This is a genomic window from Cryptosporangium japonicum, from assembly GCF_039524755.1.
GTDB classification, from domain to species: Bacteria; Actinomycetota; Actinomycetes; order Mycobacteriales; family Cryptosporangiaceae; genus Cryptosporangium; species Cryptosporangium japonicum.
Genome location: NZ_BAAAGX010000009.1, coordinates 42,329 through 56,797, shown reverse-complemented (window position 1 = coordinate 56,797; position 14,469 = coordinate 42,329). Strand labels below are relative to the sequence as shown.

At 67.1% G+C, this 14,469-nt stretch carries 15 protein-coding genes and 2 pseudogenes; 6 read left to right on the top strand and 11 right to left on the bottom strand.

Annotated features, from left to right (window positions below):
• Positions 1 to 44 precede the first annotated feature (44 nt).
• Genes ABD437_RS11345 through ABD437_RS11330 form a run of 4 tightly spaced genes read left to right on the top strand, consistent with a single transcriptional unit; the run spans position 45 to position 2,646 of the window.
• Positions 45 to 821 (top strand): arsenate reductase/protein-tyrosine-phosphatase family protein, encoded by a 777-nt coding sequence (locus ABD437_RS11345; RefSeq protein ID WP_344648749.1) that lies wholly within the window; start codon positions 45 to 47, stop codon positions 819 to 821.
• A gap of 48 nt (positions 822 to 869) precedes the next feature.
• Entirely contained in the window at positions 870 to 1,547 is a 678-nt protein-coding gene (locus ABD437_RS11340) for an arsenate reductase ArsC (protein ID WP_344648748.1), read from the top strand.
• Positions 1,548 to 1,604: 57 nt separating this feature from the next.
• A complete protein-coding gene (locus ABD437_RS11335) occupies positions 1,605 to 2,234 on the top strand; it encodes an arsenate reductase ArsC (RefSeq protein ID WP_425558143.1) in 630 nt (209 codons plus the stop codon).
• A 16-nt stretch (positions 2,235 to 2,250) separates the two neighbouring features.
• Entirely contained in the window at positions 2,251 to 2,646 is a 396-nt protein-coding gene (locus ABD437_RS11330) for an arsenate reductase ArsC (RefSeq protein WP_344648746.1), read from the top strand.
• A gap of 56 nt (positions 2,647 to 2,702) precedes the next feature.
• Here ABD437_RS11330 and ABD437_RS11325 read toward each other — a convergent pair whose 3' ends face one another.
• The 9 genes and pseudogenes from ABD437_RS11325 to ABD437_RS11285 all read right to left on the bottom strand — a co-directional run bounded on the left by ABD437_RS11325 (position 2,703) and on the right by ABD437_RS11285 (position 7,483).
• A complete protein-coding gene (locus ABD437_RS11325) occupies positions 2,703 to 2,999 on the bottom strand; it encodes a hypothetical protein (protein ID WP_344648745.1) in 297 nt (98 codons plus the stop codon).
• 3 nt (positions 3,000 to 3,002) lie between these two features.
• Positions 3,003 to 3,707, bottom strand: coding sequence for a cation efflux transmembrane domain-containing protein (locus tag ABD437_RS11320; protein ID WP_344648744.1), 705 nt, complete (start codon positions 3,705 to 3,707; stop codon positions 3,003 to 3,005).
• On the bottom strand, positions 3,707 to 4,036 hold the full coding sequence (locus tag ABD437_RS11315) for an ArsR/SmtB family transcription factor (protein ID WP_344648743.1): 330 nt from the start codon (positions 4,034 to 4,036) through the stop codon (positions 3,707 to 3,709). The genes ABD437_RS11320 and ABD437_RS11315 overlap by 1 nt, the downstream gene beginning before the upstream one ends.
• A 113-nt stretch (positions 4,037 to 4,149) precedes the next feature.
• Positions 4,150 to 4,916 (bottom strand): annotated as a pseudogene (arsM, locus tag ABD437_RS11310) (arsenite methyltransferase).
• A gap of 171 nt (positions 4,917 to 5,087) precedes the next feature.
• Positions 5,088 to 5,903 carry a sulfite exporter TauE/SafE family protein gene (locus ABD437_RS11305; protein WP_344648742.1) on the bottom strand — a complete coding sequence of 272 codons (816 nt, stop codon included), beginning with the start codon at positions 5,901 to 5,903 and terminating at the stop codon, positions 5,088 to 5,090.
• A 64-nt stretch (positions 5,904 to 5,967) separates the two neighbouring features.
• Positions 5,968 to 6,303, bottom strand: coding sequence for a YnfA family protein (locus ABD437_RS11300; RefSeq protein ID WP_344648741.1), 336 nt, complete (start codon positions 6,301 to 6,303; stop codon positions 5,968 to 5,970).
• A 48-nt stretch (positions 6,304 to 6,351) separates the two neighbouring features.
• Positions 6,352 to 6,657, bottom strand: a complete 306-nt coding sequence (locus ABD437_RS11295; protein ID WP_344648740.1) for a hypothetical protein — start codon at positions 6,655 to 6,657, stop codon at positions 6,352 to 6,354.
• On the bottom strand, positions 6,654 to 7,142 hold the full coding sequence (locus ABD437_RS11290; protein ID WP_344648739.1) for a MerR family transcriptional regulator: 489 nt from the start codon (positions 7,140 to 7,142) through the stop codon (positions 6,654 to 6,656). Before ABD437_RS11290 ends, ABD437_RS11295 begins: the two co-directional genes overlap by 4 nt.
• Entirely contained in the window at positions 7,139 to 7,483 is a 345-nt protein-coding gene (locus ABD437_RS11285; protein ID WP_344648738.1) for a hypothetical protein, read from the bottom strand. Before ABD437_RS11285 ends, ABD437_RS11290 begins: the two co-directional genes overlap by 4 nt.
• Before the next feature lie 329 nt (positions 7,484 to 7,812).
• Between ABD437_RS11285 and ABD437_RS11280 the strand changes: the two genes are divergently transcribed.
• Positions 7,813 to 8,544: a TSUP family transporter gene (locus ABD437_RS11280; protein ID WP_344648737.1), complete on the top strand. Its 732-nt coding sequence runs from the start codon at positions 7,813 to 7,815 to the stop codon at positions 8,542 to 8,544.
• 570 nt (positions 8,545 to 9,114) lie between these two features.
• Here the strand turns inward: ABD437_RS11280 and ABD437_RS11275 are convergent.
• On the bottom strand, positions 9,115 to 10,152 hold the full coding sequence (locus tag ABD437_RS11275; RefSeq protein ID WP_344649026.1) for an IS110 family RNA-guided transposase: 1,038 nt from the start codon (positions 10,150 to 10,152) through the stop codon (positions 9,115 to 9,117).
• A 267-nt stretch (positions 10,153 to 10,419) separates the two neighbouring features.
• Between ABD437_RS11275 and ABD437_RS11270 the strand changes: the two are divergent.
• Positions 10,420 to 11,280 (top strand): annotated as a pseudogene (locus ABD437_RS11270) (IS3 family transposase); the annotation flags it as partial.
• 1,056 nt (positions 11,281 to 12,336) lie between these two features.
• On the opposite strand, the gene ABD437_RS11265 reads toward ABD437_RS11270, so the two are convergent.
• A complete protein-coding gene (locus ABD437_RS11265; protein ID WP_344649025.1) occupies positions 12,337 to 14,004 on the bottom strand; it encodes a serine/threonine protein kinase in 1,668 nt (555 codons plus the stop codon).
• Positions 14,005 to 14,469: the final 465 nt, after the last annotated feature.

Genomic DNA, 14,469 nt, shown 5'->3' with positions numbered 1-14,469 from the left:
ACTTGAGTCAATGCTTCTTGAGGCAAGCGCGAGGAAGGTGAACAATGAGTGACCGCACCGGCCGGGACACCCCGCAGGTTGACGACGCGGGGCTGCGGCGGCGCTCGGCGATGCACGCGGCGCTCGGCGAACCGGTGCGTCTGGCGCTGGTCGACCGGCTGGCCCTCGCGGACGCCTCACCGGGGGAACTCGGCGGCGAGCTGGGTCTGCCGACCAATCTGCTGGCCCACCACCTGCGGGTGCTGGAGGAGGCGGGTTTGATCCGGCGGCGACGCTCGGACGGTGACCGGCGCCGCAGCTACGTGCAGCTCGTGACGGACGATCCGCTGGTCGCGAGCCTGGCTGCCGCGTTACCCACCTCCGCGAGAATCGGCGAGGAGGTGTCCCGGGTGGTGTTCGTCTGCACACGGAACACCGCCCGCTCGCAGCTGGCCGCTGCCGCGTGGGCCCGGCGGAGCCAGGTGCCGGTGGCGTCTGCCGGAACGCACCCCGCGGACCGGGTCCACCCTCGCGCGGTCAGAACGGCGCGTCGGCACGGCCTGAGCCTGGAAGCCACCGGTACCCGGCACGTGTCCCAGGTGGCGCGGCCCGGTGACCTGCTCGTGGCCGTCTGCGACAACGCCTACGAAGAGTTCACCGTCCGGCCGGCCACGGACGCTCAACCCGGCCCGGTGCAAGCCGATCGGGACTGGTTGCACTGGTCGGTGCCCGACCCGGTGCCCGCCGACAGCGATCAAGCGTTCGAGGACGCCTACCAGCAGATCACCGGCCGCGTCGACCGACTCGCGCTGGCCCTCGACCCGGGCGCGCTCAGCGCCTGAGAGCTCCCGGCGGCAACGCCGCCGCCGGAAAGGCGGAAGGACCCCGTCATGACCGAGACTCCGACCAGCCCACCCACCGCCGCAACCTGGGACGTGCTCTCACCCGAGCAAGGCCTGTCGCTGCGCACCGCCGCGGCCAATCTCCGGGAGCAGTTCGACGGGGTGTTCGGGCAGGAGACCATCGAACGGTTCCTGTTCTCCTCCTTCGACCAGTTCGCCACCACCGCGACCGTCAACCGGTTTTTGCCGCTGATGGCCGAACGGTTCGCCCGGCAGCGGCTGCAAGCGCTCGCCAAGGTCGAGGGTCTGCACGACGACGGCAAACCCACCGTCCTGTTCCTGTGCGTCCACAACGCCGGCCGCTCCCAGATGGCGATGGGCTTCTTCACCGACCTCGCCGGTGACGCCGCGGTCGCCTGGTCCGGCGGATCCGAACCCGGCATCCAGGTCAACCCCGCCGCCGTGGCCGCGATGGCCGAACGCGGCATCGACATCTCGAGCGAGTTCCCCAAGCCCTGGACCGACGAGACCGTCCGCGCCGCCGACGTCGTCATCACGATGGGCTGCGGGGACGCCTGCCCGATCTTTCCCGGCAAACGATACGAGGAATGGGTCCTCGACGACCCCGCCGGTGAGGACCTCACCGCGGTCCGCCCGATCCGCGACGAGATCGAACGCCGCGTCCGCGCGCTCCTGGCTGAGCTCGCCGTTCCCGTGGCCCACTGACCCATGTCCACCGCCGACGGTGCGCCGCGAGGATCGTTGCGCCCCACCGACGCCGAGATGCGCGCCGCCGGCACCGACAACGTGCTGCAGCGCATCGTCGATCGCTTCACCGACCGCTACGCCGGGATCTTCACCCGAGACCTGGTTGACCGCTACGTCCACGAGTCCTTCACGCTGCTGCGCCGCCAGGCCACCGCCCACCTGCTGCTGTGGGCGCTCACCGAGCGGTTCACCGCCGACCGGCTCGCCGCCCTGAGCCGATCACTCGGCCCCGCCGCCGCACCGATCCCCGAGGCACTGTTCGTCTGCGTCCGAAATGCCGGCCGCTCCCAGATGGCCGCCGCCCTCCTCGACCGGGCCGCCGGAGGCCGGGTCCACCTCCGCTCGGCCGGCTCCCACCCCACCGGCCGCATCCACCCCGTCGTCCAGCAGGCCCTCGCCGAAGTCGGCATCACCCTGGCCACCGCCTACCCCAAACCACTGACCGACGAGATCCTCCGCGCCGCCGACGTCGTGGTCACCATGGGCTGCGGCGACACCTGCCCCGCCCTGCCCGGCAAGCGCTACCTCACCTGGGACATCCCCGACCGCGCAGACCAGCCCCTCGACGTCGTCCGCCGCATCCGCGACGACCTCGACATCCGCGTCCACACCCTGCTGGACGAATTCGCACCAGCGCACGCCTAAGAAGAGGAACCACCGAATGAAGCCCAGCGTCTTGTTCGTCTGTGTCCACAACGCCGGCCGGTCCCAGATGGCCGCCGGATGGGTCACCCACCTGGCCGGTGACACCGTCGAGGTGCGCTCGGCCGGCTCGGCCCCGGCTGAGTCAATCAACACGGTCGCGGTCGAGGCGATGCGCGAGGTCGGCATCGACATCACCGGCCAGACGCCGAAGATCCTCACGGTCGACGCGGTGCAGGCATCCGACGCCGTCATCACGATGGGCTGCGGCGACACCTGTCCCGTCTTCCCCGGGAAGCGGTACGAGGACTGGGAGTTGACCGACCCGGCCGGTCAGGGCATCGAGGTCGTCCGGCAGGTCCGGGACGAGATCCGCCTCGGGGTCGAGAAACTCCTCGCCGAGCTCACGGCCTGAACGGGACCGAGAGCACCGGCCCGGCCGGCCGACACTCATACCCGGGGCTGTGAGGCTCACCGCCTGCGAGCGGCACGCAGTTGTTCGTAGCGGTCGCGTGGTTCAGCCGTCAGCGGGTTGATGCCGTGGCGGCGGCACCAGGCGACATGGAAGACCGCCCCGGCCAGGGGCAGGCCGATCACCCAGACGAACGTCCACGGCCGTCCGAGCGTCGCGCCGATCAGGCCGGTGATCGCGAGGTAGACCAGCCACCGGGCGATCCGGGTCCATAACGGCCGGACGGTCTCGAAGTGCCCGAACGCCGGGGACGAGATCGCGATCAGGACCGCGGAGAGCAGCCACTCGGCGGCCACGGGTCACTCACCCGCGCAGCAGCCGTCGGAGCAACTACCCGCGGCGCTCGGTGGGGTCGACGCCAGGGCGCTCGTGGGCGCGCAGCAGGCATCGCCGCGCCAGGTTTCCCGGCCTTCCTTCACGGCGACGACGGCGATCACCAGCGCGGCGATCGGGTCGGCCCACCACCAGCCGAACAACGAGTTGACCGCTAGCCCGGCCAGCAACACGCCCGAGAGGTAGGTGCAGAGCAGGGTCTGTTTGGAGTCCGCGACCGCCGAGGCCGACCCCAGCTCCCGCCCGGCCCGGCGCTGCGCGGCCGAGAGCACCGGCATGATTACCAGCGACAGCGCGGCCAGCACCAGGCCCACGGTCGAATGTGCTGCCCGGTCCGCGCCGATCAGCGCGCGCACGGACTCCACCGACACGTACGCGGCGAGCGCGAAGAACGAGACCGCGATGATCCGCAGCGCCACCTTCTCCCGCGCCTCCGGGTCGCGGCCGGCGAATTGCCAGGCCACCGCCGCGGCCGACGACACCTCGATCACCGAGTCCAGCCCGAAACCGATCAGCGCCGTGGATGAGGCGAGACGGCCCGCGGTGATCGCCACGACCGCCTCGATCACGTTGTAGGTCATCGTCGCGGCGACGAACAGGCGGATGCGCCGGGACAGCACCGACCGCCGCGCGGGAGACGGCCCCAGCGCAAGCAGAGGCAGCGAGGTCATCAGCAGCACCCCTCGTCCTGCGCGGCCGGGCAGGCGGCCGGATCCACCGCCAGGACCAGGCCCAGCAGATCCCCCAGCGCATGAGACAGCCGCGGGTCGGCCAGTTCGTAGCGCACCCGGCGACCCTCCGGCACGGCGACGACGAGCCCGCAGCCCCGCAGGCAGGACAGATGGTTGGAGAGGTTCTGCCGGGTGGTCCCCAAGAGCTCCGCCAGCTCCGCCGGGTACCCCGGGCCCTCCCGCAGCGCCAGCAGCAGCCGGGCCCGCACCGGATCGGACAAAGCATGGCCGAAGCGGGCCAGCACCTGCCCGTGAGTCGCGATCTCCATACCGGCAAAGTACAGCAATTGATGAATACATCGCTAGCTGTACTGTCGCCTATTCTGCTGGTGTGGCCGGGTCGGCACATCGGCACCAGCGGCTGGTCCGGGGCGCGGCAGTCTCATTGCCTGTCGGGTGCCGGCCGTTTCGTCGCGCGGACGAGCGCCCCGTGCATTCCGGGCCGGGTCTCGTGGGTGAACGTGACCGACGCGTCGGCGAAGCCCGCGGCCGCCAGCCTGTCGAGGTACTCGGCCCGGCACAGCGCCCCGCCGATGCACTCGGTGTACCGGCCGAGTTTCGCGCGATCAGCCGGGGTCAGATGGTCTTCGGCGACCACATCGCTGACCCGATCCGCCCGCCGGGTGTGAGCACCCGGAACATCTCGGCGAGTACCGCGGGCTTGTCCGTGGACAGGTTGATCACGCAGTTGGAGATCACCACGTCGACCGATTCATCGGGCAGCGGGATTGCCTCGATCTCTCCTTTGAGGAACTGGACGTTCGTCGCACCGGCCGTGGCCGCGTTCGCTCGCGCCAGGGCGAGCATCTCGTCGGTTATGTCCAGGCCGTAGGCCTTCCCGTCCGGGCCGACCCGTCGCGCGGAGAGCAACACGTCGATTCCTCCACCGGAGCCCAGGTCCAGCACCCATTCGCTGGGCGCGAGGTCGGCGACCATCAGCGGATTTCCGCACCCCAGCGATGCCGCCACCGCCTCGGCGGGCAGGCCGTCGACGTCGTCGCCGTAGAGGCCGGCGCCGAACCGCTGGTCGATCTCGTCCGGCGCAGCGGGTCCACAGCACGACGTCGACTCCGGCGTAGCTTCAGTCACTTTCAGCGCCGCTGCGGCGTAGCGCTGCCGTACCTGCTCGCGCGTCGAATCCGATCCCATGAGAGACCTCCGATCGATGATATCGACAAACATCGATACGACTACTGTGGCGAATGCATCGATAAACGTCAATATCGAGGAGCGACCTCGTTCGGCACAGGTGCCCAGGCGGCAAGGCACCGAGAGCAGCGACCGGCGTAGGAGGGGCGGGCGAGGGGCCCTTACTGCGGTTCAATGACGGGCGAGTTTGTACGCGGAGATCAGCAGGACGACGGCCAGCAGTGGCACCAGAACCAGGTTCGGCACGACACCGAGCAGTAGCCCGCCGAGAAGGGCGCCGGCGATCGACCCCAGGGCCATCGTGGCCGCGAAACGCCAGTTGCTGCGCAGGACCTGGAAGCTGGAATCGCGGCTGTAGCGAGCGAACGCGACCAGCATCGTCGGGAGCGACACCAGCAGCGACAGACTGCCCGCGATCTTGACATCGACCGCGTAGAGCAGCGTGATCGTCGGGATGAGGAGTTCGCCACCGGCCACGCCCATGATCGCGGCGACGACCCCGATGCCGAAGCCGGCGGCCACGCCGGTCACCGCCCGAACGGCGTCCGGCAGGGCAAGGGTGGACGCGGTCGTCGTGTGGGTCAGGACTAGGGCCGCGGCCATGCCGACCATGAGGACCGCGAGAATCCGGTAGAGCGTCGCCGTGCGCATCCGGACCGCCCACGCCGCCCCGGCCCACGCCCCGAGGAGGCTGCCGGCGAGCAGGTTGATCGCGATGACCCAGTGCCCGGCTAGCTCGTCGAGCGGCACCGCAGTGAGGCGGGCGGGTAGTGCGCTGAGGACGACGACCAGGCTCATGGCCTTGTTCAGGATGACCGCGGCGAGCGCCGCGAACCCGAACACCCCGATCAGCAGTGGTAGCCGGAACTCCGCACCGCCAAGGCCGATCATCCCGCCCAGCACACCGACGGCCGCACCGGCGCCGAAGGCCAATGGAAGGGAACCTGCCCAGCGCGCGGCGCGCAGATCAGCGATGTCGTCGACCATCGTCCGCCCCTTCCCGGCCGGCCCTGACCGACAGAGTGTCGTGGCTCGAGCCGGGGAAGGCGAATCAGCTACTACGTGGGGCGTACATGATCACGGCAACGCCGATCAGGCAGACCGCCGCGCCAATGAGATCCCACCGGTCCGGGCGGAACCTGTCCACGACCATGCCCCAGGCCAGCGACCCGGCGACGAAGATGCCGCCGTAGGCGGCCAGGATCCGGCCGAAGTTCGGGTCGGGCTGGAACGTGGCGACGAAGCCGTAGGCGCCGAGCGCGAGGATGCCGCCGGCGATCCAGAGCAGGCCGCGGTGTTCGCGCCATCCTTGCCAGATCAGCCAGGCCCCGCCGATCTCGGCGAGCGCGGCCAGGGCAAAGAGCAGCAGCGAACGCACGACAGTCACGGACGGAATCCCATCACGAAGGATTCCGCTGCTCAGAGCCGGGCCGAGTCAGCACGCGCAGTTGTCCCCGCACCCCGATCCGCTGACGTGGCGGGCCCGGCGACGGCGCAACAAGAGCAGCCCACCGGCGGCGAGCATCAGTACCGCGCCCACTCCGAGGAACACGTTCTGCAGCCCTGCCGCCGCGGCGCCGGTGAGGAACCCGACGCCGACCAGCACCGGCACACAGCACGCGGCGCAGGCGATCAGGACTCCGAGGCCACCGGTGAGCGCGGCGGCCGAAGCGGTCAGCCAGGTGAGAACGCGGCCACGGGCCGACAGCGGGGCATCGGGCTTGGTCGGTGTGGTGGTCATTGCGGGGCTTCCGTTCTCGGGTCGGCGGGCGTACAACAGGCCTGGCTTGTCTGCGGTGGGTCGGTGCGGACGGTGACGTCGGCCAGGTCGGTGAACGGCAGTGGGCAGCATGGGCTCTCGGCGCAGACGGCGAGGTCGTCGCAGCCGGCGTCGACGGCCTCGATCAGGGCGGCGCGGATCGTCTGCAGGTCGGCTAGCCGGGCGTCGATCTCGACGAGTTTGGCCTGGGCGCGGGCCTGCAGCCCGGTGTCGGTGCGGTGTCGGTGGCGGCCGGCTTCCAGCAGGTCGGCGACCTCGTCGAGGGTGAACCCGAGGCGCTGTGCGGCCTTGATGATCCGCAGCGCCGTGACCGCTTCGGCCGGGTAGAGCCGATGCCCGCCCGGTGAGCGTTCGGGCTCGGCCAGCAGTCCGCGTCTCTCGTAGTAGCGCAGCGTCTGGGTGTTGACCCCGGCCGCGGCGGCGACCTCACTGGTTCGCAGCGTCATCCGAGTACCGCCGAGGCACGGGCCGCCAACGCGTCGAGCACGGCGACCTGCGACGCGGGAACCTCGGTGTCCAGCAGCAATTCGCCGTCGTTGCCCGGTCGGAGGGCGAAGGAGAAGAACGAGCAGCAGGCGGTCTCCCGCGCGGTCAGGTCTTCCGCCGTCGCCCGGATGTCACCGGTCTCGGCGAGCGCCAGCCGCAGCCGGGTCGGCGCGAGACGTTCCACCCGCCGCAGCGACGCGGCGAACAGCGCGTCGAACTCGGCCACCCGCAGGGGACGTTCCGGTGTCGGAAGGGTGCACGCGGAAGGCGCCCAGTCCAGATCAGGGGTCTCTGTGGTCATAACTTGACGGTAAGGCTGTACCCGGGTACCGGATGCAACCCTCGGATCGGCATTTTTTCCGAGACGCAGCCGATCGTGAGGGAAAAACCGGCGCCCAGTGTGCACCGTCGGTTGGACTGCGGTTGCTGAAGGTTGGTGCGGTAGACGGCTGTCGTCAAGGACCGGCAGGCGGGCCGGGGCGGCGCAACAACGCGGGCCGGTATCGTGGCGGTGGAGGTAGTTGTCTCCCGGCGGTGGGGCCCGCCGACCCGTCCGGGTGAACCGCGGCTGTGTCCGCCAACGGTCCCTACCAGTGCATGTGTTGTCGTGCTGGTAGGAGGACTGTGCCGGTGACCTGGCAGGTGGTGGGCGTTCTGGCGGCGGCATCCGCAGCGGCGTTCGTTCTCGCGTGGTTGTCCGCGGTGGCCGGGTTCGGTGGTGGTGTGTTGCTCTTGCCGGTGTTCACGGCGCTGTTCGGGCTGCGTACCGCGATTCCCGTACTGACTCTCACGCAGTTGTCCAGCAACGCCTCCCGTGCCTGGCTCAATCGCGGCCATCTGCGGTGGGCGATCATCGGCCGGTTCGCCCTCGGGGCTGTTCCCCTCGCGCTGGCCGGTGGGCTGTTGCTCGCGGCGGCTCCGCTCGCTCCTCTCAAGCGGGTCCTCGGGGTGTTTCTGGTGGTGGTCGTGGTCTGGCGGAGGCTGCGGCCGAACCCCCGGCGGCCAAGCCTGCCGGCGTTCACCGCGGTGGGCGCGGCGTCCGGGCTCGGCTCCGCGCTGCTGGGCTCGGTCGGGCCGTTGACGGCGCCGTTCTTTCTGGCCTACGGGCTGGCGCGTGACGCCTACATCGGCACGGAGGCCACCTGCGCGCTCGTCCTGCACGTCACCAAGCTCATCGCCTACGGCGCAGGGAGCCTCCTCAACCCGACCGTATTGTGGCTGGGGGTGGCGCTGACTCCAGCGACGCTGGCCGGTGCCTGGGTGGGTAAGCGCACGGTCGGCCGGCTCAGTGATCGGCTGTTTACGCGCCTGGTCGAGGCAGGACTGGTAGTCGCCGGAGTCCTGTTCCTGGTTGGTCTCTGAGCGCAAATTGCCTTGACCCCGACGACGTCGTAACCCCTCCCGCGCCGGGACCGGTGGCCTATCGACGCGCCGGTTGGGCGGTCTGGCGGCTCCGATGCGGCTCGTACCTCATGGCACTCGTTCACACTGCTTCACAGAACGACTTCACCAACGAGCACCGTGGGGTCATCTCGGACAAGTCGTATGGACAGAACAGCTATCACTAATGCACACTCGTTAACAACGGCTCATATGAGCCGTCATTCCGGAGTATGACCGGATACAGTGGACTTTTAATCCGCGGGTTCTGGGTTCGATCCCCAGGCGGCCCACCCGCTGACCTGGTCTTTTACCCGATCTCTTGTTCCTATGCGGACAGTGGTTGCGCGCCGGTTGCTCGTCCTCGCCGCGATGTTGCTTGCTTGCCGAGGTTGGCCATCAGGCCGCTGACCTGCGGGTTCAGGTTGATCAGCCGCGGTTTCCTGCGTGCGGTGATGCGGTTTGCAGCTCGAGCAGGAGAACGAGATCCTGCGCCGGGCGACCGCCTACTTCGCTTGCGACGTGCTCCCAAAATGACGCTCCTATGGTCTGTCAAGGCGTCGGTGATGGCGGTCGTTGGTGTTCGAGAACTCGCCAGAGTCGGCGGGCGAGGTAGCGTTTGAGACAGCGGCGGGCTTCCCGCGGAGTCTTGCCCTGAGCGATCCGCCGGTTGACGTAGTCCCGGGTCGCCGGATCGATCGCCAGCCGGGTCAAGGTGATGTGGTGCAGGGCCCGGTTGAGATGCCGGTCGCCGCCGCGGTTGAGGCGATGCCGGGTGCGTTGACCGCTGGAGGCCTCCAGCGGGCTGGCGCCGGCGAGAGCAGCGAACGCGGCTTCAGACCGGATCCGACCTGGATGTGACCAGCTGACCCAGACCTGCGCGGCGGTCACCGGACCGACGCAGGGCTCGGCGATCAGGTCGGGAACGTGGCTGCTGGTCAGGTTCTGAAGGTCGGTCTCGATGACGCGGATATCCTCGTTGAGCGCGCGGATGCGGCGGGCCAAGCGCTGCAGCGACTGGATGCGGGTGCGCGTCTCGAGATAGTCGGTCGAGCGCGGCCGCAGGGCTTGGCAGGCGGCGACGAGCTTGGCGATCGACCGATCTCGCAGACGCTCTCGGAGCTGGTCGGCGGCGGTGAGCACCAAATCTCGGATCTGATTGATGACCGCTGTCCGGTGTCGAACAGCCCGCTCTCGCTCGACCAGCAGGAGCCGGGCGGCCTCGCGGGCACCGTCCGCGCGAGGATCACGAACCTGTTCTGCCGACAGTGCCGAGCGCGCGGCCAGCAGGGCATCCATGGCGTCGCTCTTGCCGCCGCGACGGGCCCGCCGGGTCGGCCGATCAACTTCGGTGACCGTGGCGCCGGTTTTACTCAGCGCGCGGAAGAAGCCCGCGCCATGGCTGCGGGTGCCCTCGATCGCCCAGAGCAGCCGCGGGCCAGGTGCCTGCTCGGAGACCCAGGCGAGCAGTTGCTCATAGCCGTCGGCGTTGGCGCGGACGACCAGGCTTGCGAGCTGGCGGCCGACCGGATCGGTCAGCGCAGCGGTGTGGGTGTCGCGGTGAGTGTCGACACCGACAACGGCGTCGATCTGTTCGGCGGTGCTCAGCTTCGGCCTCCGTGGTCGAGGTTGGACCGACCCGGGTGCAGCACCGATGGGGCAAATCTGTGATGAGGCACGCGGTCGCGGCCAGGCTCCTGATTAAGCCACCCGATGCTCGGGGCGGTGCCGGCGACGCGAAGGGCAGGTCATTTTCAAGGCACGCACCTGGCGGCCAGATATATCGTGAGCCACTTCGCGCCGCCGGACCCGACCCTGGCAGCACCCGTCCGGATCTGCCGCCCCGAAGCCTCACAGATGTTTCCGCTGGTCCTCGACCTTGCCGCTGATGGTGTTCCGGTTGCGGTGACCTGCCGGACGCTCGGCTTCTCCAAACAAGCCTTCTACCAATGGAAGAGCCGGCCGGTCACCGACCGGGACTGGGCTGACGCGCACCTGATCAACGCCGCGATCGACATCCACCACGACGACCCGGAGTTCGGCTACCGGTTCATCGCCGACGAACTCGCCGGTCAGGGCACGATTGCCAGCGGCAATCGGGTCAACCGGCTCTGCACCTAGCAGCGCCTCTGGTCGGTCCACGCCCGCAACCGCGGCCGCAGCCGGCGACCAGGACCACCGGTCCACGACGACCTGGTCCAACGCGAGTTCACCGCGCCGGCACCCAATCAGCTCTGGCTGACCGACATCACCGAGCACCCCACCGACGAAGGCAAGCTCTACCTCTGCGCGATAAAGGACGCCTGCTCCCGGCGGATTGTGGGCTACTCGATCGACTCCCGCATGACCTCTGAACTGGCGGTCAACGCGCTGCGCAACGCCGTGGCGCTCCGCGGGCGATCAGGCGCGATCGTCCATTCGGACAGGGGCAGCCAATTCCGATCCCACGCATACATCCACGCACTGCGGGCAGCAGGGCTGCGCGGATCGATGGCGCGGGTCGGGACCTGCGCCGACAACGCCGCGATGGAATCGTTCTTCGCCCTGCTGCAGAAAAACGTCCTCAACCGCCGCCGCTGGACCACCCGACACGAACTCCGGCTGGCGATCGTGACCTGGATCGAGAAGACCTACCACCGCCGCCGACGCCAGAACGCCCTCGAACGGCTTACCCCGATCGAATACGAGACACTCCACCAGACCGCTCACGCGGCCTGACTCCACCTACCGAACCGAGTCAACCGAAGTCTGGGCAGTCCCAAGCGTGGCGTGCCTGACTTGACCGCGACGAACTGGCCAACGACGATCGCGCACAGCTGATCTCCACAGGCCAGCGGCGCGGACCTCAACCCGCCGACCCCAGTGCAATCGAGGGAGTTCGTGCTCCACGCCCGACATCCTGCCTGCCAGCGGCAGCAGTCGCCGCTCTGACCCGGCGTTCCACGTCTGGGCAGGCAGCACATCCGAGAAGTATTCGGCCGGCTACGCTTTGGGCGTAGCGGTGGCGGGCTGGCAGGGCGCACGCACGCCTCCCCACGGTCTCCTTCTCGGCGTACCAGATTAGGTCGCCGGTTGCGACGTGCGAAACAGGAATCTACGTGGACGGATCAGATGCGGCCGATCGGCCGTACCTGGCAATCCGGACACGATCTTTGGCATACGCAATCGTCACGCGCTTGCGGGTATACGGCAGCGAATCAACCGTCCGTCGTACTTGCATGAGCCACATGTTGATACGATGGCCTGGTAACTATGCCACGCCAGAACAGTGACTTGACTTCAGGATGTTAATCGGCCTCCGCGGTGGCCGAACTATCACCCTCACTGATTCCGCCGGTTTCGGGCAGGCGAGCGCCGTCCGCTCGCCCCTCGATAGTCGCCACAGAACTCGCGGTATCGTGCTCTGGACGTACGCTCCTTACCCCTTCATTGGTTGGTTTGGGAGATCCTAGGAGTCGTTCTTCTCGCCTCAATTGCTCAGTTACATAGCGGAGATTCCGGCGAGCTATACGCGCAATACTCTGAAGCTCTTCCCGACTGACATCGACGTCTTTGCTTCGTTGGACGATATAGTCCGCCGCCTCTGCGCCAAGGACGGCGGCGTCCGTAGCCGCACGCAGTCGCTCACGCTGAAGCGCACTACGAACGGCCTCATCTCGCTTACGATGCCGACCTTCGAGGTACTGCCAAAATGCGAGGACGAATGCGCCCACTGTGGTTACAGCGGCGGCAGCGTCTAATGGGTCCACCAGTTCCCCCTGTCAAGGAATCTACCTAGTAGATCCGGAGTGCACTCAGCGACAAGTTGATCTTCGGCCCTGAGAGATCATCGAAGGCATAGATCGATAGGCCCGAGTACCCTGGACCGAGGAGAGTTTTGGGTTGGGACTGCGATAGAACTTTTCGGCCGTTTAATAGCATCGTCAGGCTCACCCCTGGAATTCCGGAGTCGCTGCAGCGGCCTTCTATCGTCACGGGGCGAGAGAGATCGAGACCGTCTACATGCCACCATGCGGTGCCATCGACAGCATCTTTCTCGCCATTCCTGAAGGTAAAAATGCCAATATTACCGGCGTGTGTCAATACAAACTGATAGCGGGCACCACCATTTTTTTCTGCACCTCTGCACCAAACTCCCCATCCACCTTGTCCTGAGTTGATCCTCCCGACCGCTATCACGCGCTCGTCATTGCCGCCATATGGCTGCGGGATAGGAAATACTAGGTACTTGCCGACGCTACTCACGCGAAACAGGAGCCCATTCGCGTCGGGACTCACCTCGGCCGTGCCGCGCCCGCTCTCTGCCCAGCCTTGCCGCAGTCGGCGGAAATCGCCAACGTAGCGCTCCGCGCTTGTGGCCGATTCTGCGTCGTCGGGGAGGAGATCCCAGTGTACGACACCACGTTCGAAGTCGACCGCCGATGACTGCAGGAATGGGTTCATCCCGAACCAGGACAAAGTCGCGGTAAGAATGAGCGCTGCGGCAGTCGTGACTGCCGTGCCCGAAACCCATAATCTTAAGATTCTTGGACGCCGAGCCAGCCGGTCCAATCGCCGAGCCCACTTAGTTAGATTAACCGCCGCACGATTTTCAGCGCTGGGATCCATACCTTTCAGTAGGTGATCAATCAGCTTCCTACGGGGCCGATGCCCGATCGGGGTCTGTAGGAGCGTGGTCCGCCGCAGCTTTTGGTAAGCAGCGTCTAAATAGCCGTCGGCGTCCGACCGCAAAGAGGGGACTTCCTCCGTAATGAGGCTGAATGCGGTCGCTGCCAGCGAGAATAGATCAGTCGCTTCAGATCGAGCCGACAGCGGATCCTGGAGCACCTCTGGCGCGGCGAAATCCGGCGTAAAAACGCTTTGTCGACTATTGGATCCGCGGGCGAGGTGGAGACTGCCCATGTCGACCAGTACCAGACCGCGTGTCGGACTGATTATGCAGTTACCCGGTTTAACATCTGAATGCGCGAGCGGGTTATTTTGGAGGGTAGGATCATGCAGGATGGATAAGGCCTCGGCGAGATGTCTCACCCACGTAGTCCGCCGCACGAGGGGTACACGGTCGCGGCGTAGGATCGCGTCGGGAGGTTCACCGTCGATCCACTCCATCACCACGTAGGGAACTGTCCTGCCTGCCTCTTTCGTCAGATCTATTTGCGGAGGGGCCAGGAATGAGCGGCGGGTATGCACAAGGTGAATGTTATTGGGTAGTCCGTTGAGGAAGTCAACCTGCTCCTCTATATGACGCCAGGTTCCGTCGTGCGGCCAGTGCGGCGAAGCATTGGCCGGTCGATCGTATTCTTTTATAGCGACCGGTACTCTTACGGACCCCTCCGAGCCTATATACTCGCCTTCGTAGATCCGACCCTCGGCCCCAGCGCGGAGCAGGCGAATAATACGGTACCGAGACAGTAGCTCGCTACCGTCATCTCGTTCCGCCATGCCGTGGCGGGGTTCCAGTAAACTGGAACCATCGTCTCGCGCGGCGCTGCCGTCAGACGACTTGATCTTGCGCTCACTTAGAATGGAGATGCGCCACGCCCGAGAGAACCCGCTCGGGGTCTCCTCCTTCAAGGCTGCCTTCTTTCGACGTCGCCTGAAGCACAGGGCCGCCCGACTGCCCTCGGGCGGCCCTGTCGTTCCGCTTTTGTTCGGCTTTAGAGTTTATCCCCAGCTGTCACAGACCTTGACTCGGAATGGTCCGCGCCAAACCTTCTTGTAATGAAGGCACTTCCGCGGCGGCGGATCGCAGACCGTGTACGTTGGCGCGCCGGGGCGCGTCGATGTGGTTACTTTGTGGCAGCCCGCAGATGCCGGTGATGCTGTCAGTGCGACACCAAATCCGACAGTTAACACGATCGCGGCAGCCATTGCCCAAAGCCGTCGAGCCATTGAAATTCCCCCTCT